Here is a 20,477-nt window from a genome sequence, read left to right on the forward strand (position 1 = left end):
CATAAAAATTAATTTTTATATACAAATTTATTTAAAGATTTGTTCACAATAATTAATTAATATATAATAAATTATATTATTCTCAACCATTTAGGCGTGTCCGTTCTCATGCAATATCGTGACCGCTCTTTCGTTCTCTTCGCCCTCACATGCCTCGTTACCACCGTAAAGGCACAGCCGACCAATTCTGAGGAACACACAGCCGAATTAAGTCCGGTTGTCGTTGTTGCCTCAAAACAAAATACGCCGGGTGTTGAAGTAATTGACCCTAAAACCGCTCTACAGCCTCTGCCAGCACAAGATGGTGCTGATTTACTTAAATCCGTTGCAGGGATAAGCGTTATCCGCAAAGGTGGCAGTTCCGGCGACCCGCTGCTACGCGGCCTTGGCGGTTCACGCCTGCTGATTAGCGCTGACGACCAGTTCGTACTTGGCGGCTGTCCCGGACGCATGGATCCACCTACTTCCTACCTGTTTCCTGCCAGCTACGACCGCGTAATCATTACCAAGGGTCCGCAGGCCGTCAATCAGGGGCCGGGCATGATTAGCGGTTCAGTACGCTTTATCCGCGATGAAAAACCACTAACTCATCCTACAGCCAAAGTGGACAGCGCCTTCACCAAGGGTTCGTTCGGGCGCAGCGATGCCTATATAGACAGCATACTAGGCAATCATTATGGCTGGCTGCGACTCAATGCCAGCCATAATCAATCCAAAGACTACAAAGATGGCAATGGCGACACCGTCCATTCAGCGTTCAAGCGCAACAATCAGATGGTTCAGGCTGCGCTTACCCCTTTTGCCGATACGCTATTAGCCATGCAATACGAACACAGCACCGGCCATGCCCGCTATGCAGACCGCAAAATGGACGGAACCCAGTTTAATCGCCACGGCTGGTCGATGAAACTGCGTCAGCAAAACCTAACCAGCTGGTTAAGTCAGATACAGTTTGAATATGGTCGTAGCAAGATCAACCATGTAATGGATAACTTCACTCTGCGTACCCCTGCACCGATGAAAATGGGATCAGGCATGGGTGGTATGCATATGGCAGTTATGCCGATACGGCGCATGTATTCAGTAATGAATCCGGCACGTGAGATTAAATCGGCCAAATTGTCTGCACAGATAGAACTGGGTAACACTCATAGCGAAATTGGTGCCGACTGGCAGAGTGACACAGTCAGTACACGACCAATGGTTATGAGTACCAATAAACAACAGGCAGAAAATTACGCTAAATTACCATTTGTATGGAATCAGACTTACAAGCGCCATGGCGTCTATGTTCAGAGCGAATGGAATCTGAGCAACAGCAACAGTCTGTTTAGCGGTCTAAGTCACGACTGGACAAGCACACAGTTCAATCCACAGAAAAATACCATTGCCGCAAACTATCTGAACCAGCATCAGGGGCTGAATGCCGGATTTATACGTCTGCAACACCGTGGTGACACGCTCACCAGCTATATCGGTTATGGCCTGGCTGACCGGGCGCCCGATTACTGGGAACGCAGCAAAGTAAACGGTGAAAAACTGCACAAGGAAACCAACCACGAAATCGATGCCGGCCTAAGCTACCAGAGTAACAGCATCAGCAGCTCTATTGATGTCTTCGCCAGTAAAATTAACGATTTTATCTTAATTCAAAGCATTAATAGCAAGAATACCGCCCGTCAGATAGCGGCACGCCGTTATGGCTTTGAAGCCAGAACCAACTGGCATTTTGCCCCGCACTGGAATCTGGGCGGCAGCCTTGCCTATACCTACGCCAGCAACCGCAGTGATAAGCGGCCGCTAGCCCAAACCCCGCCACTGGAATGGCGCACCTATCTGAACTGGGAAGATGAACACTTCAGTGCCGGTGCCTTGTGGCGTGTTGCTACCGGCCAGCATCGCTATGCCAGAAATCAGGGCAATATTGCCGGTATGGATTTAGGCAAGAGCAACGGCTTTGGCACACTGGCATTAAATGCTGGCTGGAAAGCCAACAAAAACACACTAGTACAAATTGGTATCGATAATGTTTTTAACAAAACCTATGCCGAAGCTGTAAACAAATCTGCTTATGATTTCGACACCTATTCCGTACAAGAGCGCCGGGTCAAAGAACCAGGCCGTACCCTGTGGGCACGGGCACAGATTCGTTTCTAATAAACCGCCGTATCTTCTGCCCGCGTAAACAAAAACCCCGGAAACCGGGGTTAGAAATTACAAATCTAATCTATACCAACAGAAAATTACTACAGTCTTAACGCATCAGTTTCTGCTGCTGACGCAAACGCCAGTACTGTTGTTGCTGTTTTGGCGTCAGAATCTGGTAGATATCGTGCTCACGTTTCAACTGTAAGAAATCATAGTCAGCACGTGCCTGTTGCTGTTGTGCCCAGATATGCTGCTCCTGTGCAATCATATTTTTGGCCTTAGCATCATCAAACTGCTTGCTTACCACCAGATTTTTGCGTTCCTGACGCAGATTGGCCAGAGTTTGGCGATTTTCATTGCTCATAAGCGGGCGCTGACTGGCATACTGATGGTCAATCTTTTGTACCAGCGCTTTCTGCTGAGTATTCAGATTCAACTGTGACAGAATCGAACGCGGACTTACTAGACCATAAGCCGGCGTCTGTTCCTGAACGACTACCGTTTCAGTCATTACCGCAGTCGGTTGTGCTGTTGCAGCAGCAAAAGCACCCATACTCATGGAAGAGAAAGCAGCAAGCGTTACTACACGGGCAATAGTTCTCATAACACGATTCCTTGTTATCTCAGTCAACAATACATTACATCCTCATTTATCAATCAGTATTCCATAAACCAACGTAAAAACAGGAATATAAATGCAATAAATTAGTAAACAATTCTATTTTGACCCTTTGGTAAGCATCATAGCATCCATCATAAAAGATGCCGTTTTATTCTGCCTGTCAGATACTTTTTACTGCTCAACGCATAAGCAATTATAGAATCGCCAGCAGCCGCAGTATGGTTGACAGTCCCGGCATAACAATAAAGCACACCAAACCGGAAACTTTAGCCATAACACCATCTGGCACAGACATATCAATTAGGCATCGGCTAATGGTTTTTAATGCCCAATACTTACGTATCCCGCACCACAGGGAAATACTCAGTCTGCCACATTCTGGGCACCTTGCCAGTCGGTCGAAATAACAAAGAATAAAAAAGCGAAATCACTGCACATAGTGATTTCGCCAGAATTAATGGCACCACAACAGCGCCAGCAGGCTTTATCAGGAATCAGGCGCGGGCAGTTAATGCCGCTACGGCTGGCAAAGTCTTACCCTCAAGAAATTCCAGAAACGCCCCGCCACCAGTACTGATATAACTGATGTCATCAGTAACGCCAAACTGGGCAATGGCAGCTAGCGTATCCCCGCCACCAGCAATCGAATAAGCATCACTCTGAGCGATCGCCTCGGCCAGCACCTGAGTACCATGCGCAAATGAGGCAAATTCAAATACCCCTACCGGCCCATTCCATACAATGGTTTTTGCCGTTTGCATCATTTGTGCCAACCTTTGCGCCGATTGTGGACCAATATCCAGAATCATGTCATCCGCAGCCACATCCGCCACATTTTTGATTTCAGCAGGTGCATCCGCTGCAAAACTTTTGGCCACCACCACATCAGTAGGCAAAGGAATATCGCCGCCCTTGGCTGCTATCTTAGCCATAATCTGCCGTGCATTTTCCACCAGATCAGTTTCAGCCAGAGATTGCCCGACAGGCAAGCCCTGTGCCAGCAAAAACGTATTGGCAATCCCGCCACCAACAATCAAATAATCCACTTTATCTGCCAGACTTTCCAGAATGGTCAGTTTAGTAGAAACTTTACTTCCACCAACAATAGCCACCACTGGTGCCTGTGGATTCTGCACCGTGTGGGTCAATGCTTCCAGCTCTGCTGTCAACAACATGCCGGCACAGGCCAGTGGTGCTACCGCAGCCACTGCCGCTGTGGAAGCTTCAGCACGATGTGCCGTACCAAAAGCATCATTAACATACACATCACCCAGTGCCGCATAAGCCGCTGCTAGAGTATGGTCATTTTCCTTTTCGCCTATATTCAGACGCACATTAGGCAGCATAACTACTTCAGCAGCCTGTAATTGCGGTTTATGCTCACGCCAGTCTTCCACTACTCTGACACTCTGCCCCAGCAATTCTCCCAGACGCTGAGCCACCGGTGCCACACTGTCTTCCGGTTTGGGTGCACCCGCTTTCGGACGTCCCAGATGCGTCAGCACCACTACCGCTGCCCCTTGCTGCAAACAATAACGAATTGAGGCCAACGAAGCACGAATACGCGTATCATCAACAATGACACCATCCTTAATAGGCACATTCATGTCCACCCTAATCACGACAGTCTTACCAGACACATCCTGATCAGCCAATTTTTTAAACAACATGGTAGAGTTCCCGAAACGAAAACGCCGACAACATCGCCATACTGCCCAGACGACTACATCATCAACGCATCAAACAGATAAAATTAGTTATAAACCACAAAAAACTTGAAAAACTTTAAATTATCTTATAATTTACCCATAGGGTAAAGTCAGAAGCAGGATAAAACCGTTATGATTTCCGCGTACCCACATCCATCCCACCGCAGCACAACCACATACATAAATAGGAAAATATTATGACTCTCGCTTACTGGTGTGTTTTAATCGCTATGCTCTTGCCGTGGATTGCCGCTTCCTATGCCAAAAAAAGTGGTGGTTTCAGCACCGACGACAATCATCAGCCACGTGAATTTCTGGCTAAGGCTGGAGGCAAAGCAGCACGGGCTAATGCTGCCCAACAAAATGGTTACGAAATTTTTGCCCCATTCGCTGCCGCTGTAATCATAGCTCATGCAACCGAAAATGCAGCCCAGTTCACTATCAACTTCTGGAGCGTCCTGTTTATCCTCAGCCGTCTGGGTTATTTTTACTGCTATATCAACGATAAATCTTTTGCCCGTTCCTGTATCTGGGGATTTGGCGTTTTGTGCATTATCGCTCTGTATATCGCCGCAATCTGAATATAAATGGCTGATATAAAAAATGGTCGGCAGAAGTACACTACAGGCTTTTCAGCTATAAGAAGATAAATTTATGTCCGATTCACACAAATCACCGGTTGCTGTCTTTACGGTAAGGCTAAACTTGGCCAGAACTGAATAACCTGTCACTGCGTGACTGTCACAGTCGCGCCTGCGGCAAATGAAGTGCCGACCTGTTAATGACCAACATACATACTGGCAAAATTTACTTTGAGAATAAATAGCTGATTAAATACTACCACTCATCTGAGTGGGCAAAAAAGTATTTTTTAATGCCATAAACATAAATACTTTGCAATAACAAATAATCCCCATCCATAGCTAGAAATCGGCTATGAATGGGTTTATGATTACTTTTGATAGTCGCGTCCGATTATTTATAGAAAAACTATTTACACAAAATCTGATACAGACTGACTCCTATCACACATAATTATTGATTTGATTTTTTCCATGCATCAATCATTTCAGGAGTTATTTCTTTTTTATAGCAAATGGGCGAATATCCACCCGGTCTGCTCCATGCGCTTCTTTTTCCACAGGAACTACCATTTCTGGCAGTATGGTAAGGACAAGCGCAAACACTAGGATACTGCTGTATTGATGCATCAATTATTTTTTGCCTGATGGCATCATCTGTTTGCGTGTTTGAACTGGCTTTTGAAAACTGACTTGTAAAAGACAAAATAACTAATGCTGTAGTAAGTACTAGAAATTTCATTTGTGTTATCTCCTCAAAAAACAACAATCAATATTTCATAGCAACATAGATTTTTGAACAGCTTCTCCACTGGATTTTAACTGTAAATATATAGACAATAAACTTAAATATGCCTTGGCCAACTAAATGCATAACATGAGTGAAGCAAATATCCTACAAATAATAGCCAACAAAAAAATAGCCCTTACCCATCAAATTTTCCAACGGGTAAATAGTACTGTCCAGACGCAAAAACAGACCACATAACACAAGTATTATATGGTCTGTTATTAATCCAGCATCGCATTGAATCTACAGCATTACATCAGCTCAACAATCATAGCAATACCCTGACCGCCGCCGATACACAACGTAGCCAAACCAAGCTGGGCATCTCTGGCCTGCATACCATATAACAGGCTAACCAGAATACGCGTACCACTGGCTCCAATCGGATGGCCGATGGCAATTGCACCACCATGAACATTGGTTTTATCCATATCAAAGTGCAGCTCACGGCCTACCCCGAGGAACTGGGCAGCAAAAGCCTCATTTGCCTCAATCAGATCAATATCAGCCAAAGTCAGGCCTGCTTTCTGTAAGGCTTTCTGCGTAGCAGGTACCGGCCCCAGCCCCATTAGTGCCGGACTCACACCAGCACTGGCATAGCTGCGAATACGAGCCAAAGGTTGCAATCCCAGTGCTTTTGCCTTGCTTTCAGACATTACTACTACAGCCGCAGCACCATCATTAATACCGGATGAATTACCCGCAGTAACCGTACCTTCGGCACTGAAAGCCGGCTTTAACTTAGCTAGCGCCTCAGCAGTTGCCTCAGCACGCGGATACTCATCGCGTGCAAACACAACATCACCTTTGCGTGATTTAATTGTCACTGGCACAATTTCCGCATCAAACACACCGGCAGCTACGGCCTGCGCGGCCAGCTGCTGCGAACGCAAAGCCAGCTCATCCTGCTCTTGGCGACTAATCTGGTATTTCTGCGCAATATTTTCCGCCGTAATACCCATATGATAATGATTAGTGGCGCAAGTCAGTCCATCATGCACCATTGTATCAATGACCTGCTGGTTGCCCATACGATAGCCCCAGCGTGCCCGGTTATCAAGCAGATAGGGTGCCCGGCTCATATTTTCCATGCCACCGGCAACCACTACCTCAGCATCCTTGGCAGCAATAGCTTGCGCAGCCAAAGCCACTGTTTTCAACCCAGAACCACATACCTTATTAACCGTATAGGCTGGCACCGTATCAGCCAGTCCAGCTGCCAATGCTGCCTGCCGTGCTGGATTCTGCCCCAGACCTGCCTGTAATACATTGCCCATCATCACTTCATCAACCAGAGCACCTTCAACACCGGCACGGCTGATTGCTTCTGCAATCACCAGCTTGCCTAAATCTACTGTACCCACACTGGCCAATGAACCATTAAAACTGCCTACCGGCGTACGCGCCGCACTGACAATAACCGCACTTTCCATACTCACTCCTCAACCTGACTATTTTCTGGTTTACAAACCACGCTGACTAATTGTCATTTCACAGAAATTTTCAGCCACCACAAATTCAGCCTGCGTTTTAGCCTTAATCGTATCCAGATCAACACTCGGAGCATGTTCCTGCAAAACCAGTTGGCCATCTGCAAAGGCAAACACTGCCAGTTCAGTGACAATCAGATCAACCTTATTTTTTGCCGTTAACGGCAGCGTGCACTGCTTCAGGATTTTGGATTCACCTTGTTTGGTACAGTGTTCCATACCGATAATTACCCGACGTGAACCAGTTACCAGATCCATCGCGCCGCCCATACCCGGTACCATTTTTCCCGGCACCATCCAGTTGGCCAGATTTGCTTCCTGATCAACTTCCAGCCCGCCCAGCACACAAGCATCAATATGACCACCCCGGATCAGTGCAAATGAAAACGCGCTGTCAAAAGTACAGCCGCCGGCAGCAATCCCGCACGGCTGACCACCGGCATTAACCAAATTAGGATTAGCCGTATCCGGATTAAGCGCCGCCAGACCCAAAAAACCATTTTCCGACTGTAGGGTAATATGAATATCTTCCGGCACATAATTAGCTACCTGAGTCGGCAGGCCAATGCCCAGATTCACCACATCCCCATCATTAAATTCCATCGCAATTCTGCGGGCAATTAACTCTTTTGCATTCATGGTGATTCTTCCCTTATTCCGGATAAACAATATAATCAACCAGTGCTGCCGGCGTAATGGCTGCATCCGGCGTAATCTCACCCACTTCAACCACATTATTGGCTTCGACAATCACAGTTTTCGCTGCCAGTGCCACCAGTGGATTAAAATTCTGAGCTGACAGCTCATATACCAGATTACCCAGCTTATCAGCCGTTTTTGCTTCCACGATGGCTAAATCAGCCTGCAACGGCAATTCCAGCAGAAACTCCTGCCCATTCACCGCAATTTTCTGTTTACCTTCTTCAACAACCGTACCCAGTCCGGTTGGCGTAAGCACCCCACCCAGACCAGCTCCAGCAGCACGAATCCGCTCCGCCAGCGTCCCCTGCGGTACCAGTTCAACTTCAATCTCACCGGCAATCATTTTTTTACCGGTTTCCGGATTGGTACCAATATGTGAAGTAATAACCTTTTTAACCCGATTATGCGTAATCAGCGGACCAACACCGGTTTCAACAAACGCAGTATCATTGCCAATAATCGTTAAATCCTTAACTCCAGCATCTAGAATTGCCTGTACCAGTCTAGCGGGGGTACCAATCCCCATAAAACCGCCAAACATAATGGTCATGCCATCCCACAGATGATTTTTCACTTCTGTCAAACTGAGCTGTTTCGTTTTCATACTCTTCTAACCTGAGACAAACAAAAAAACCGAACAGAATAAGTAATAACCTATCCAGTCAACGGGCACATCAAGGCATATCGCATTGTCTACTGGCAGTGCCGTGACAGCACTGCCAGCAATTCAACAATTACTCAATGTCCATGTCCAGAATCGCCGCACTCAATCCTTTGCCATGCATATCATGAGCCAGCGTACGGGTTACCCCGCCACCCAAAGCACCATACATCACAAAATTCAGCGCACCGATATTCGGCAACTCGTAACGCACCACATCACCAGTTACAATATCTGCAAAAAAAGCTTTTACTTTTTCTGCTGTTACCGCCGTTTTAAGAAGTTCATAGTCTTCAGGCCGATAAGCAATTACCGAAATATTTGAGGTATTACCTTTATCACCAGTACGAGAATGTGCAATTTCACGTAACTTCATTATCAAACCTCCAGATAGTCAATATTGGTTTTAACCAGATCGCGGGAAATATAGGTTGAATCCATCGCTACAATTTCCTTAACAGACTTCATGGCACCGCCGCCACCAGCCGGTCCATTGGTATACAGCGCTTCTACTTCATTACCAACCACAGCAGCTTCAGCTTTAGTAGCAAAACGGCCGGCAACACGGGCACGTACCTCATAAGGCTGGCTGTTTTGGGATAAAGTGGCGCCATGCAAAGAGTTAACCCCGATCAGGTCATAACGCACTTCCTGAGGTTTGACACCTGAAATAGCAAAGCGTTCTTTAACAATATCCAAAGCCAGCTTACCGCGTTCTACTGCTCCCGGGCCGGCATAACTCATTTCCCCTTCACCAATAAAACCATCTTCATAGCCTACTGATACTTTCAGCGTTTCAGGGCGAGCGCGACCAGTACCACCAGTAACTGCAACACGGTCCTTACCTTCCTGAGTGAAAGTAATGCTAGAGAAATCAGCAATCACATCTGGCGTTTTGTATTCATCCGGGCGATGAATTTCATACAGCATCTGTTCTTTACAAGTATCAGGAGTTACCATCCCGCCAGAGCCCTCAACCTTAGTAATCACCGCATCACCATCAGCACTGATTTCAGCAATCGGAAAGCCCAAGCGTGCCAGATCAGGTACATCACGATAGCCCGGGTCAGCAAAATAACCACCGGTAATCTGACCTGCACATTCAAGCAAGTGTCCGAGAATAGTCCCCTTACCCAGATGAACCCAATCTTCTGCGCCCCACTTGAATTCATGCATCATGATTGACAAAAACAAAGACGGATCAGACACACGACCAGCAATCACAATGTCTGCACCATTGTCCAGCGCCTGAACCATAGGTTCCGCACCAATATAAGCATTGGCAGAAACAATTTTCTTACCACATTGCGAAACTGGTTTTTGCAGCTCATCCAGCGGCAAATCCTGTTGCATTACCTGCTCATAAACATCATCGCCTTCAATAATGGCAATTTTCAGATTTTTTGCCCCCAGCGAACGCGCAATCTCAGCTGTTACTTTCGCCGCCGCACGTGGATTGGCCGAACCCATATTAGTAACAATTTTGATGCCTTTTTCCAAACAGGCCGGCAATACAGCCTGCATACGTGCTGCCAGCAACTCATTAAAGCCAGTTTCCGGGTTATGTTTTTTCTGCCGCTGTCCGATCGCAATCGTACGCTCTGCCAGACACTCAAACACCAGATACTGAATATCCCCTTTTTCAGCAAGCTCTACAGCTGGCTCAATTCGGTCTCCACCATATCCGGCACCACAACCAATCCTGATTTTCTTCATAGGTCATACCTCTTTTATATTTAACTAATCAAAAACAGCCTGTTTATATCGGGAATACCCCAGTCAACACCGCACCAATAGCCATCACGATAGACGCCAGCCAAAGAATCGGAATACAGAATTTCTGATGGTCAGCCAAATCCACACCACACAAACTGCATAACAAAAATGTAGCTGGTGTTAACGGACTAACCGGGAAACCGGTAGTCATCTGTCCCAATAAAGACGCCTGTGCTACCTGAATTGGTGGGAATCCGCCAATATTGGCCACCACCGGCATAATGCCGAAATAATAAGAATCAGGATCAAATACCAGACTCAACGGCATCGCTACCAAACTAACAATAAACGGAATATGTGAAGACAAACCATCAGGCACAAACTGACCGGCAGAAGCCGCCATGGCTTTCAGCATACCGGATTCACCCATAATGCCCGTAAATACACTAGCAGCAAACAGAATTGATGCCATCATCAGTGCGCCCTTGGCATGAGCATTAATTCGTGCAGACTGCTCAGCCGGCTTACGGTAATTCAACGTCAGTGCAATACAGCAGGCCACCATAAAAATAACCACTGGTGGTATTTTGGTGGTTACCATTCCCAGAATCACCAGAATCACCAGAGTAATATTCGGCCAGAACAAGTGCGGACGGCGCAGCTTACGTTCTTCTTCTGTCAGCTCCTTGGGTGCAAAATGCGTTATTGCATCTGAATCTTCCTCAGCCGCACCAGCAGCATTACCTGCTCCCACTAGCCCCAGACGTTTTTCTTCTTTATGCCCCCAGTACCAGCCCATAAACACCATGAATGCCAGCCCGCAAAGCTGCGCCGGAATCAGCGGCGTAAACAGATCGTGTGTAGATACATCCAAAGCACCTGCAGCACGAATCATTGGCCCGGTCCACGGCAAAAAATTCACACCAGCACTCAGTGCGGTAATTCCGGCCAGAATCTTTTTATCAATACCGAGTTTGTCATACAGAGGCAGCATCGCTGGTACAGTAATCAGAAAAGTTACCGCTCCGTTGCCATCCAGATGAGCAATTAGCGCCAGGACACCAGTACCAATGATAATTTTCTTCGGGCTAGTACCTACAACTTTCAGAATTTTGGCAATAATCGGATCAAACATCCCCGCATCACTCACCACACCAAAGAAAATAATGGCGAATACAAACATTGCTGCCATCGGTGCCAGTTTTGCAATGCCGGCCAACACCATTTTCGGAATAGTGGTGTAATGCGGAAATACTGCTTCCAGACCATTCTGACACAGCGGTACAACATAAAGTGCTACCACAGCCCCTAGAATAGGAATAATAATCAAAGCAACTATCGGCGATAATCGCTTGCTCATAATGCAAAATAGCAAAATTGCAATAGTCAATATGCCTACTAAAGCCAGCATAAATGCCCCCTTTTGGGTCGTTATAAATAAAGAAAAAATTAAATATCCAAGAAAGCCTCCGCATTCTCACCATAACGTCCCAGCCTGTCTAATCGATAATAAAGATGGATTGATAACCAAAACCGATTAATCCAACAACCCATAGAAAACTTGATAAACTTCAAATTGCCTTTACAATAAATATGCTATTGTAGACAGTATTATGGATTAAAATGTCAGCAATTAATGCTATATGAATATATCAATAAAACAGATAAAAGCTTTTCTAGCACTGGTAGAAGAAGACAACTTCACCCGAGCAGCACAAAAGATCCATCTATCCCAGCCAGCCTTCAGCAGCCTCATCGCCAATCTGGAACAAGAAATCGGCTATCGCCTGTTTGACCGAGATACCCGTAAAGTTCAACTGAATGAAAACGGTATCCACTTCATCAAACTGGCACGTGAACTTATGTTCGCCTACGAACGTACAACCAAAGAAATACGTTCACATGCCAACAATCATCAGGAAAAACTGGTTGTCGCCGTCATGCCATCCATCGTTGTACAATGGGTTTCACAGCTTTTAGCTACTTTTCATCGCCAGCATGCCAATATCAAAGTTGAATTACTCGACACTCAATGGGATCTGTGTCTGCAAGCCTTATTACAAGGACACGCAGAACTGGCCTTAACCGCAAAATCCCCTTCTCTGACAGAAATTTCTTCTGAATTTCTTTTTTCAGATAAATTTCATCTCATCTGTCATATCAACCATCCACTGGCCAGTAAAGAAAACATTGAATTAAAAGATTTACTTGAATATGACATGATAGGCTTTACCAAAGGTACAAGCATCCGCCACTACGTAGATAAAATTGTTGATTTATTCGGGATTAATTATGTAGTAGAAGTCAGCCAACTCACCACCATGATGGGTCTGGTGGCGGCCAACTTCGGTATTGGTCTTGTGCCCAGACTGACACTATTTCAGTTCGAGCACAAAAATCTAGTGGTTAAAGATGTCAAAGATATGAATCTGGAGCGCTCCATTTATCTGATTAAACATAAAGAGCGCAAACTGTCAGTACAAGCAGAGAATTTCTATCACCATATCAAAGCCAACATTTTTAGCAATTAACAGCCTGCATATCACTGGCCATTATCTGGTAGCAGTGGCTGGTAATGCACGACGGTATTTAGAAGCTGATGCAGCGGGTTGAACAGATCCCCCACTCACACAGATATCATTTTGCAGCTTCTCATAAGTTGCCTTACCAATTCCCCTTACACGCATAATGTCCTTTGTGGACTGGAAAGATCCATGTGCATCGCGATAATCAATAATTGCCTGAGCCTTGACTACACCAATATGCGGTAACGATTGCAGTTGTTTCGATGATGCTGTATTAATATTTACAGCAGCCCATACCGCGGCCATACCAGACAGCAATACCAGAATCATAAAAATTTTATGCATTTCTATCTCCTGCCATACCTGATTGAAGAGTCTCGGCATCATAATAGCCGCACTGAAAATTTGCCAAAAGCATAAAACACAAACAATATTTATGCAATTACTAATTCTTCTATCAAAAATATTCAATTACTCACAACCAGCATAAGCACAAAAAACACACTTACCTTGAAAGGTTTGCACAGATTCAGGATAATTCACACTGGATAAACCCTGTCTCACACAGCAAGGTTCAGCACATTACTTTACATAGCTATTGAAACCAGCTATTTCCCACATCAAAAGGCAACTTCATGGCATCACATCTTGCTAATGCAATTCGCTTCCTGGCAATGGACGCAATTCAACAGGCCAATTCCGGCCATCCCGGCGCACCGATGGGTATGGCCGAAATGGCTACAGTATTGTGGCGCGAATTCCTACAGCATAACCCAGCCAACCCCAAATTCTACAACCGTGACCGCTTCATACTTTCCAATGGTCACGCTTCCATGCTGTTGTATAGCTTACTACACCTGAGCGGCTATAACCTCAGCATCGAAGACCTGAAAAACTTCCGTCAGTTGCACAGCAAAACCCCCGGACACCCAGAATATGGCTATACCGATGGCGTAGAAACCACTACCGGCCCATTGGGACAGGGAATCGGAAATGCCGTTGGTCTGGCTCTGGCAGAAAAAATCCTCGCCGCCCAATTCAATAAACCGGGCTTCAATATCGTTGATCACCATACCTACGTTTTCGTTGGTGACGGATGCCTGATGGAAGGTATATCCCACGAAGTATGCTCACTGGCCGGAACTTTAAAATTAGGTAAACTGATTGTTCTGTATGACGACAACAACATCTCTATTGATGGCAAAGTAGACAACTGGTTTAGCGAAAATATTCCCGAACGCTTCGCTGCCTACGGCTGGCACACCATCGCCAATGTAGACGGTCATAACGAATCAGCTATCCGAGCAGCCATTACTGCCGCCAAAGCCGAAACCGATAAACCGTCAATAATCTGCTGTAAAACCAAAATTGGCAAAGGTGCAGCCAATAAGGAAGGCAGCCATAAAACCCATGGTGCTCCATTAGGTGCCGAAGAAATCGCAGCTACTCGCACAGCTCTAAACTGGCCACATGAACCGTTTACCATTCCACAGGAAATCTATGACGCCTGGAATGCAGCAGCAAGCGGAGCAAAACTAGAGCAACAGTGGCAGGATTTATTCAACCGCTACCAGCAACAATACCCTACCGAAGCAGCTGAATTTATCCGCCGCATGGATGGCAAACTGCCAGAAAACTTTACTGAACACGTACAAAACGCACTAAACAATGTTTGCAGCAAGGCAGAAAAAATTGCTACCCGCAAAGCCAGTCAGAACAGTATCGAAATCCTAGCACAAATCCTGCCTGAACTGGTCGGAGGTTCTGCTGACCTCACGCCCTCCAACCTAACCGACTGGTCAGACAGCACCGCAGTAACAGCCACAGGAGGCGGTAACTATATCCATTATGGCGTACGCGAATTTGGCATGGCCGCCATTATGAACGGACTGAGCCTGCATGGCGGTATCAAACCATTTGGCGCTACCTTCCTAATGTTCAGCGAATATGCACGTAATGCCTTGCGCATGGCTGCACTGATGCAGATTAATCCGATATTTGTGTTTACGCACGACTCTATCGGCCTAGGCGAAGACGGCCCCACACACCAGCCAATCGAACAAATTGCTACCCTGCGCCTGATTCCCAATATGAGCGTATGGCGGCCATGTGACAGTGCCGAAGCACTGGTAGCCTGGGCTGATGCTGTAGCCGCAGATAATCACCCCAGCTGCCTCATATTCAGCCGTCAGGGACTACCATTTATGCCGCGTGATAGCCAGCAACTGGCCAATATCCGTCGTGGCGGCTACGTACTGAAAGCAGCTACCGAAGAAAATGCACAGGCAGTATTGATTGCCACCGGTTCAGAAGTTGAGCTGGCGATCAATGCCCAGACCAGACTGGCAGAAAAAGGCATAGCTACTCATGTTGTTTCCATGCCCAATACCCATATTTTCGATCAGCAGGACAAAACCTATCGTGACAGCGTACTGCCAACCAATTTGCCACGTATTGCCATAGAAGCTGGTGTAAGTGATTCATGGTATAAATATGTCGGCACCAATGGCGCCATTATCGGCATCAACCGTTTTGGCGAATCCGCGCCCGCAGAGCAGCTGTTTCAGGAATTTGGCTTCACAGTTGATCAAGTTGTCGATGTGGTTAAAAGCGTTATTTAATCCCAGCCATATAAAAAGCCAGCAAAATCTGCTGGCTTTTTTTAAATCAGCTTACAGCCAATTTAATCTTTCACATTAACATGACGTGTTTCCGGCATCATCAAAATCGCGATAATAGATAATATACTGGTACCAGCCACATAGTAGGCCATCGATAACACGCCAAAATTATTAATCAACCAGGCAAAAACAAACTGTGCTGTACCGCCAAACAACGTAACACCAATAGCATAAACAACGGATACCCCGGTTGCGCGCAGTGCAATCGGCATCATTTCCGGAATCGCTACCAGACTACTGGCTCCGCTCATACCAGTTAACAACGTTATCATCATCGTCACCAGTAGCAGTATAACCACACTTTCTGTTTTCACCAGCAGATAAAACATCGGCACAATCAGCAGCATCAAAGCCACACGTGGCCATAACATAATGCTTTTACGACCATATTTATCGGCCAGAAGTCCCGCCAGCAAAGAAAACAGAAACATCATCAACCCACCTGAAATCGTACAGACTTGTGCAATCTTTGGATTAAATTTCAGCGTATTGATAGCAAAAGTAGTCATATAATTGCCTACCTGAGCGGTAATAGCAGTTGCCATCAACACCATGATGCCCAATATCACCTCTTTTCTATAGCGAGTGAATATTATCGTCAGCATCTCAGTATCATTGTGATATGTAGGCTCTTCCAGAGTTTCCGGCAAAGCGCGGCGAATATACAGAGCAATCGGAATCAGAGCCAGACTCACCAGAAAAGGTATGCGCCAGCCCCATGTACCCAGCTGTTCTTGCGTCAAATTACTAGAAACAACATAACCAACCAAACCGGCAACCATTACCGCCACCCCCTGACTGGCCATCTGCCAACTGGCATAAAAAGCACGTTTATTTGGCGGAGCAGACTCAATCAGCATTGCAGAAGCCGGACCAACCTCACCACCCAAAGCCAGCCCCTGAATCATGCGCGCAATAACCACAATAATCGGCGCAGCAATCCCAATCTTTTCATAACTGGGAGTAGCCGCTAACCCAAGCGTACCTAAGGTTATCAGTGCCACCGTCAGCATCATCGCTGCCCGACGTCCCTTTTTATCTGCATAAGCACCAATTAGTACACCACCTAACGGCCGCGTAAAAAAACCCACTCCGAACACAGCTAGTGCAGACAGCAAACTTACGTATCCATCACCTGAGGGGAAAAATGATTTCCCAATATACACTGCAAAAAACGAATAAATAATAAAATCGTAAAATTCCAGTGCATTCCCTGCCACCGCCGCCGCAATCGACTTCGCCGGTGGTTTGTTGTGTTCAAGCGCCACTTGTCCCGTACTCATATCAATACCCCCTTTATTCTATAAAAATTCAAAATCGGATTTATTGCAGAAAACGTTCTGCGAGCGCTACCCAGTAAGTCGCACCAATAGCAATATTCTTATCATTGAAATCATAATAAGGATTATGCAAATCAAAACCAGAAGCAGCATCCAGTTCTTTCAAACCATTACCAATAAATAGATAGCTTCCTGGGCATTTTTCCAGCATAAATGCAAAATCCTCACTACCAGCCATCGGTTCCGTCTGATCAACAACCTTCTCTTCCGCAACCACTTCACGCGCTACCTGACGGGCAAACTGAGTTTCCTTACTAGTATTGAACACAGGAGCATATCCATGCTGATAATCTACTTCAGCCTCCACATTAAAACTTTGTGCCTGAGCCTGCACTATAGCCACAATACGCTCTTCCAGTAACTTACGTACTTCCGGCTTAAAGCAACGCACAGTCAGCTTCAACTCAGCCTGTTCCGGAATCACATTATTGGCCACACCAGCATGAAACATGCCTACAGTCACCACAGCAGAATCCAGCGGACTCACATTACGTGACACAACCGTCTGCAATGCCATCACAATCGAAGAAGCAGCCACAATCGGATCGTGTGTATTATGCGGTTTCGCCCCATGGCCACCTACACCCTTAACCGTAATCGTTACCACGTCAGAGGAAGCCATCATCCATCCATCATAAAAATGCAATTGCCCTTGTGGATAACCTGGCATATTATGCATACCATATACCGCATCACACGGATACTTCTCAAACAAACCATCAGCAATCATCCGCATCGCACCACTGCCAGATCTGCCATACTCTTCTGCCGGTTGAAAAATCAGATTCAGCGTACCATTAAACGACTTTCTGCCTGCCAATATCTTGGCAGCAGCCAACAACATCGCAGTATGCCCATCGTGACCACAGGCATGCATCTTGCCCGTATGCTTACTGGTATGAGCAACACCACTTTCCTCCGTAATCGGCAACGCATCCATATCAGCCCGGATACCAATACACCTTGAACCATTACCAACTCGAAGCTGAGCCACTAAACCAGTACCACCAATCCCACGCTCAACCGTATAACCCCATTGCTCCAGCAAACCAGCTACCATATCACTGGTTCGATTTTCAGCAAAAGCCAATTCAGGATGTTGATGAATATCATGACGCAACTGAATAAAAGTACCTAACTCAGCCTCAACCAGTTCCCTGACCTCTTTCATAAACATACCTTTATATATCTAGTTAAAAGAAAAAGATTATAGCTTAACAAACAGCATCATAATTAACAAAACAAAATAAATTAATATTTATATTAAAAAAATTCATATTTTACATAAAAAAATTAAAATCTAATGCAGTATAAATACATGTATATTTAAATAATTTACCACTAAAAAACAATAATGTTATTTAAATAAATACTAAAATAAAAAATCTATAAAAATTTTATGTATTTGCCAATTATTGGACTGTCTTATTAAATAAAAAAGATAAATAAATATAGACGAAAAGAGCCATATGAGAAAACAGTAGAGATAACAGAGATAAAAAACTAAGATGATTTAGACAAATTAACTGGCCTAATTAATAAATCGATTAAAGAAAAATTTTTTGATTACGAAAAGAAATAAAGTAGTAATAGTCGCAATAGCTACATTAAAAACCAGTATAAGCAATAAAAGTTAGGTATTTCTCGTAACAAAAAATATTACTTTGAGATTAAGATTGTAAATACCCCAAACTTAGTACAAGATTCAAGTAGCAAATTATGCTGCTTGTTTTAGGGTTTTATATTCAATCAGCGTCATATTATTTAATGCTTCATGAGGTCTTTTAGTGCTATAAATGGTTAACCGCATTCTTCGGTTACCTTTCTTGCCTGCTCCAGATTATTAAATAGATATACATCCAGTACCTCTGTACGATAGATGCGATTAAGTCGTTCAATATATCCGTTTTAATATGGACTACCTGCTTGAATATAATCTATGTTTATACCATGTGATTTTGTCCAGTCGATGAATGTTTTTCCAGTAAATTCCGGTTCATTATCCACTCGTATTTTGAGTGGATAGCCATGATATTCGGCCAGTTTATCCAGATAACAGGCAACCCCCTACCTGCCGGTAAATTAACCGCAATATCAATGTCTAACGCCTCACGATTAAAGTCATCTATCACATTGAAGGTTCTAAAACGCTGTTGATTGCGACTGCTGTCACTCATAAAATCCATTGACCAGCATTCACCTTGTTTATTGGGTGCTGATAGCCTTTCTGGGCTTCGTGGAGGAATGCGTTGTTTACGCTTTACCCTGAGATTAAGCTTTAATTCACAATACACCCGATACACACATCTATGACTCCATTTATAGCCGAACTTTCTGATACGATTAAAACACTTAGGAAAGCCCCAGCGTAAATGCTTATCCGTGATAGCACTGAGTACCGACATAATCACCGAATCATCCGGTAACTTAGGCTGATAATAGTAAGCACAACGGCTTAAGCCACCAATAGCGCAGCTCATGGCAATAGTAATAAAATGATTTTATTGCAGTTGCACAGCCCAAGTTTTACGTGCTTGAGTTGGCACTATAGCTTATTTATGATTTCCTCTTAAAGCTGAGATTTTAAACTCAGCTCAGCAGACATCTGCTTAAGTTTACGATTTTCAGTTTCCAGTTGCGTTAAGCGTTGATATCTGAGGTTTCCATACTACCACCGTATTTATCACTCTATTTATAGAAGGTTGAATTCCCTCAGCAGTCACACAGCTGCTATTCTGCTCCCCCCACTACATCTCCCCCCTCTCACGCTATCTCACGCACATAGCAAAGAACCCAGTTGATCTCTCAACTGGGTTCTTCTTATGGGGAGTCTGGCGGTGTCCTACTTTCACATGGGTATCCATACTATCATCGGCGCTAGGTCGTTTCACGGTCCTGTTCGGGATGGGAAGGCGTGGGACCAACCCGCTATGGCCGCCAGACATTAAACTGTCAAATCAGAAAGCCTTAATCTTGGTGATGTGTATTCATCAGTAAGCTTTATCATTCATTCTGTACATATCTTTATGTACGAAGTCCTTCAAATGATAGAGTCAAGCCTCACGAGCAATTAGTATCGGTTAGCTGCAAGTGTTACCACTCTTCCACACCCGACCTATCAACGTCCTGGTCTCGAACGTCTCTTCAGAGGGATTTAATCCCTAGGGAAGTCTCATCTTCAGGCGAGTTTCACGCTTAGATGCTTTCAGCGTTTATCTCTTCCGAACTTAGCTACCCGGCGATGCGACTGGCGTCACAACCGGTACACCAGAGGTTCGTCCACTCCGGTCCTCTCGTACTAGGAGCAGCCCCCGTCAAACTTCCAACGCCCACTGCAGATAGGGACCAAACTGTCTCACGACGTTTTAAACCCAGCTCACGTACCACTTTAAATGGCGAACAGCCATACCCTTGGGACCGACTACAGCCCCAGGATGTGATGAGCCGACATCGAGGTGCCAAACTCCGCCGTCGATATGAACTCTTGGGCGGAATCAGCCTGTTATCCCCGG

At 45.3% G+C, this 20,477-nt stretch carries 18 protein-coding genes and 2 rRNA genes; 4 read left to right on the top strand and 16 right to left on the bottom strand.

Annotated elements, in window-relative coordinates:
* Nucleotides 1–108 precede the first annotated feature (108 nt).
* Nucleotides 109–2,157, top strand: a complete 2,049-nt coding sequence (locus BHC51_RS09990; RefSeq protein ID WP_100153933.1) for a TonB-dependent copper receptor — start codon at nt 109–111, stop codon at nt 2,155–2,157.
* 97 nt (nt 2,158–2,254) lie between these two features.
* Here BHC51_RS09990 and BHC51_RS09995 read toward each other — a convergent pair whose 3' ends face one another.
* Nucleotides 2,255–2,752 (bottom strand): Spy/CpxP family protein refolding chaperone, encoded by a 498-nt coding sequence (locus tag BHC51_RS09995; RefSeq protein ID WP_100153934.1) that lies wholly within the window; start codon nt 2,750–2,752, stop codon nt 2,255–2,257.
* A gap of 512 nt (nt 2,753–3,264) precedes the next feature.
* Nucleotides 3,265–4,440, bottom strand: a complete 1,176-nt coding sequence (locus tag BHC51_RS10000; RefSeq protein ID WP_100153935.1) for a phosphoglycerate kinase — start codon at nt 4,438–4,440, stop codon at nt 3,265–3,267.
* A gap of 236 nt (nt 4,441–4,676) precedes the next feature.
* Here BHC51_RS10000 and BHC51_RS10005 point away from each other — a divergent pair, with 236 nt between their 5' ends.
* The gene (locus tag BHC51_RS10005) at nt 4,677–5,060 is read left to right on the top strand and encodes an MAPEG family protein (RefSeq protein WP_100098945.1); all 384 of its coding nucleotides are present in this window, start codon (nt 4,677–4,679) and stop codon (nt 5,058–5,060) included.
* A 454-nt stretch (nt 5,061–5,514) separates the two neighbouring features.
* Here BHC51_RS10005 and BHC51_RS10010 read toward each other — a convergent pair whose 3' ends face one another.
* From BHC51_RS10010 to BHC51_RS10040, 7 genes are all read right to left on the bottom strand, one after another.
* Nucleotides 5,515–5,802 carry a hypothetical protein gene (locus BHC51_RS10010; RefSeq protein ID WP_100098944.1) on the bottom strand — a complete coding sequence of 96 codons (288 nt, stop codon included), beginning with the start codon at nt 5,800–5,802 and terminating at the stop codon, nt 5,515–5,517.
* Nucleotides 5,803–6,101: 299 nt separating this feature from the next.
* Nucleotides 6,102–7,283 (bottom strand): acetyl-CoA C-acetyltransferase, encoded by a 1,182-nt coding sequence (locus tag BHC51_RS10015; RefSeq protein WP_100153936.1) that lies wholly within the window; start codon nt 7,281–7,283, stop codon nt 6,102–6,104.
* A 30-nt stretch (nt 7,284–7,313) separates the two neighbouring features.
* The gene (locus BHC51_RS10020; RefSeq protein ID WP_100153937.1) at nt 7,314–7,979 is read right to left on the bottom strand and encodes a 3-oxoacid CoA-transferase subunit B; all 666 of its coding nucleotides are present in this window, start codon (nt 7,977–7,979) and stop codon (nt 7,314–7,316) included.
* 13 nt (nt 7,980–7,992) lie between these two features.
* Nucleotides 7,993–8,646 (bottom strand): acetate CoA-transferase subunit alpha, encoded by a 654-nt coding sequence (gene atoD / locus BHC51_RS10025; protein WP_100098941.1) that lies wholly within the window; start codon nt 8,644–8,646, stop codon nt 7,993–7,995.
* Between the two features lie 130 nt (nt 8,647–8,776).
* Nucleotides 8,777–9,079 carry an AtuA-related protein gene (locus tag BHC51_RS10030; RefSeq protein WP_100098940.1) on the bottom strand — a complete coding sequence of 101 codons (303 nt, stop codon included), beginning with the start codon at nt 9,077–9,079 and terminating at the stop codon, nt 8,777–8,779.
* 2 nt (nt 9,080–9,081) lie between these two features.
* Nucleotides 9,082–10,419, bottom strand: a complete 1,338-nt coding sequence (locus BHC51_RS10035) for an acyclic terpene utilization AtuA family protein (RefSeq protein WP_037404669.1) — start codon at nt 10,417–10,419, stop codon at nt 9,082–9,084.
* A gap of 43 nt (nt 10,420–10,462) precedes the next feature.
* Entirely contained in the window at nt 10,463–11,830 is a 1,368-nt protein-coding gene (locus BHC51_RS10040; protein ID WP_100098939.1) for a CitMHS family transporter, read from the bottom strand.
* Nucleotides 11,831–12,062: 232 nt separating this feature from the next.
* Between BHC51_RS10040 and BHC51_RS10045 the strand changes: the two genes are divergently transcribed.
* A complete protein-coding gene (locus tag BHC51_RS10045) occupies nt 12,063–12,950 on the top strand; it encodes a LysR family transcriptional regulator (protein WP_100098938.1) in 888 nt (295 codons plus the stop codon).
* Nucleotides 12,951–12,971: 21 nt separating this feature from the next.
* Here BHC51_RS10045 and BHC51_RS10050 read toward each other — a convergent pair whose 3' ends face one another.
* Nucleotides 12,972–13,289, bottom strand: coding sequence for a ComEA family DNA-binding protein (locus BHC51_RS10050; protein ID WP_218966405.1), 318 nt, complete (start codon nt 13,287–13,289; stop codon nt 12,972–12,974).
* Between the two features lie 290 nt (nt 13,290–13,579).
* Here BHC51_RS10050 and tkt point away from each other — a divergent pair, with 290 nt between their 5' ends.
* Complete coding sequence (gene tkt / locus BHC51_RS10055; protein WP_100153938.1) at nt 13,580–15,565, top strand: transketolase; 1,986 nt, start codon at nt 13,580–13,582, stop codon at nt 15,563–15,565.
* A gap of 62 nt (nt 15,566–15,627) precedes the next feature.
* Here tkt and BHC51_RS10060 read toward each other — a convergent pair whose 3' ends face one another.
* From BHC51_RS10060 to BHC51_RS10080, 6 genes are all read right to left on the bottom strand, one after another.
* Nucleotides 15,628–16,908, bottom strand: coding sequence for an MFS transporter (locus BHC51_RS10060; RefSeq protein ID WP_100153939.1), 1,281 nt, complete (start codon nt 16,906–16,908; stop codon nt 15,628–15,630).
* A 40-nt stretch (nt 16,909–16,948) separates the two neighbouring features.
* Nucleotides 16,949–18,136 carry a M20 aminoacylase family protein gene (locus BHC51_RS10065; RefSeq protein WP_218966406.1) on the bottom strand — a complete coding sequence of 396 codons (1,188 nt, stop codon included), beginning with the start codon at nt 18,134–18,136 and terminating at the stop codon, nt 16,949–16,951.
* A gap of 629 nt (nt 18,137–18,765) precedes the next feature.
* Entirely contained in the window at nt 18,766–18,864 is a 99-nt protein-coding gene (locus BHC51_RS13375; RefSeq protein WP_143558830.1) for a transposase, read from the bottom strand.
* A gap of 44 nt (nt 18,865–18,908) precedes the next feature.
* Nucleotides 18,909–19,445 (bottom strand): IS3 family transposase, encoded by a 537-nt coding sequence (locus tag BHC51_RS10070; RefSeq protein ID WP_100153941.1) that lies wholly within the window; start codon nt 19,443–19,445, stop codon nt 18,909–18,911.
* A 349-nt stretch (nt 19,446–19,794) separates the two neighbouring features.
* Nucleotides 19,795–19,907, bottom strand: a 5S ribosomal RNA gene (gene rrf, locus BHC51_RS10075).
* 107 nt (nt 19,908–20,014) lie between these two features.
* Nucleotides 20,015–20,477, bottom strand: a 23S ribosomal RNA gene (locus BHC51_RS10080); the annotation flags it as partial.

The sequence above is a fragment of the Snodgrassella alvi genome, from assembly GCF_002777745.1.
Taxonomy (GTDB): Bacteria; Pseudomonadota; Gammaproteobacteria; order Burkholderiales; family Neisseriaceae; genus Snodgrassella; species Snodgrassella alvi_D.

Coding starts and splice junctions, on each gene's coding strand:
- BHC51_RS09990 (WP_100153933.1), top strand. CDS start 109: ATGCAATATCGTGACCGCTCTTTCGTTCTCTTCGCCCTCACATGCCTC.
- BHC51_RS09995 (WP_100153934.1), bottom strand. CDS start 2,752: ATGAGAACTATTGCCCGTGTAGTAACGCTTGCTGCTTTCTCTTCCATG.
- BHC51_RS10000 (WP_100153935.1), bottom strand. CDS start 4,440: ATGTTGTTTAAAAAATTGGCTGATCAGGATGTGTCTGGTAAGACTGTC.
- BHC51_RS10005 (WP_100098945.1), top strand. CDS start 4,677: ATGACTCTCGCTTACTGGTGTGTTTTAATCGCTATGCTCTTGCCGTGG.
- BHC51_RS10010 (WP_100098944.1), bottom strand. CDS start 5,802: ATGAAATTTCTAGTACTTACTACAGCATTAGTTATTTTGTCTTTTACA.
- BHC51_RS10015 (WP_100153936.1), bottom strand. CDS start 7,283: ATGGAAAGTGCGGTTATTGTCAGTGCGGCGCGTACGCCGGTAGGCAGT.
- BHC51_RS10020 (WP_100153937.1), bottom strand. CDS start 7,979: ATGAATGCAAAAGAGTTAATTGCCCGCAGAATTGCGATGGAATTTAAT.
- atoD (WP_100098941.1), bottom strand. CDS start 8,646: ATGAAAACGAAACAGCTCAGTTTGACAGAAGTGAAAAATCATCTGTGG.
- BHC51_RS10030 (WP_100098940.1), bottom strand. CDS start 9,079: ATGAAGTTACGTGAAATTGCACATTCTCGTACTGGTGATAAAGGTAAT.
- BHC51_RS10035 (WP_037404669.1), bottom strand. CDS start 10,419: ATGAAGAAAATCAGGATTGGTTGTGGTGCCGGATATGGTGGAGACCGA.
- BHC51_RS10040 (WP_100098939.1), bottom strand. CDS start 11,830: ATGCTGGCTTTAGTAGGCATATTGACTATTGCAATTTTGCTATTTTGC.
- BHC51_RS10045 (WP_100098938.1), top strand. CDS start 12,063: ATGAATATATCAATAAAACAGATAAAAGCTTTTCTAGCACTGGTAGAA.
- BHC51_RS10050 (WP_218966405.1), bottom strand. CDS start 13,289: ATGCATAAAATTTTTATGATTCTGGTATTGCTGTCTGGTATGGCCGCG.
- tkt (WP_100153938.1), top strand. CDS start 13,580: ATGGCATCACATCTTGCTAATGCAATTCGCTTCCTGGCAATGGACGCA.
- BHC51_RS10060 (WP_100153939.1), bottom strand. CDS start 16,908: ATGAGTACGGGACAAGTGGCGCTTGAACACAACAAACCACCGGCGAAG.
- BHC51_RS10065 (WP_218966406.1), bottom strand. CDS start 18,136: ATGAAAGAGGTCAGGGAACTGGTTGAGGCTGAGTTAGGTACTTTTATT.
- BHC51_RS10070 (WP_100153941.1), bottom strand. CDS start 19,445: ATGAGCTGCGCTATTGGTGGCTTAAGCCGTTGTGCTTACTATTATCAG.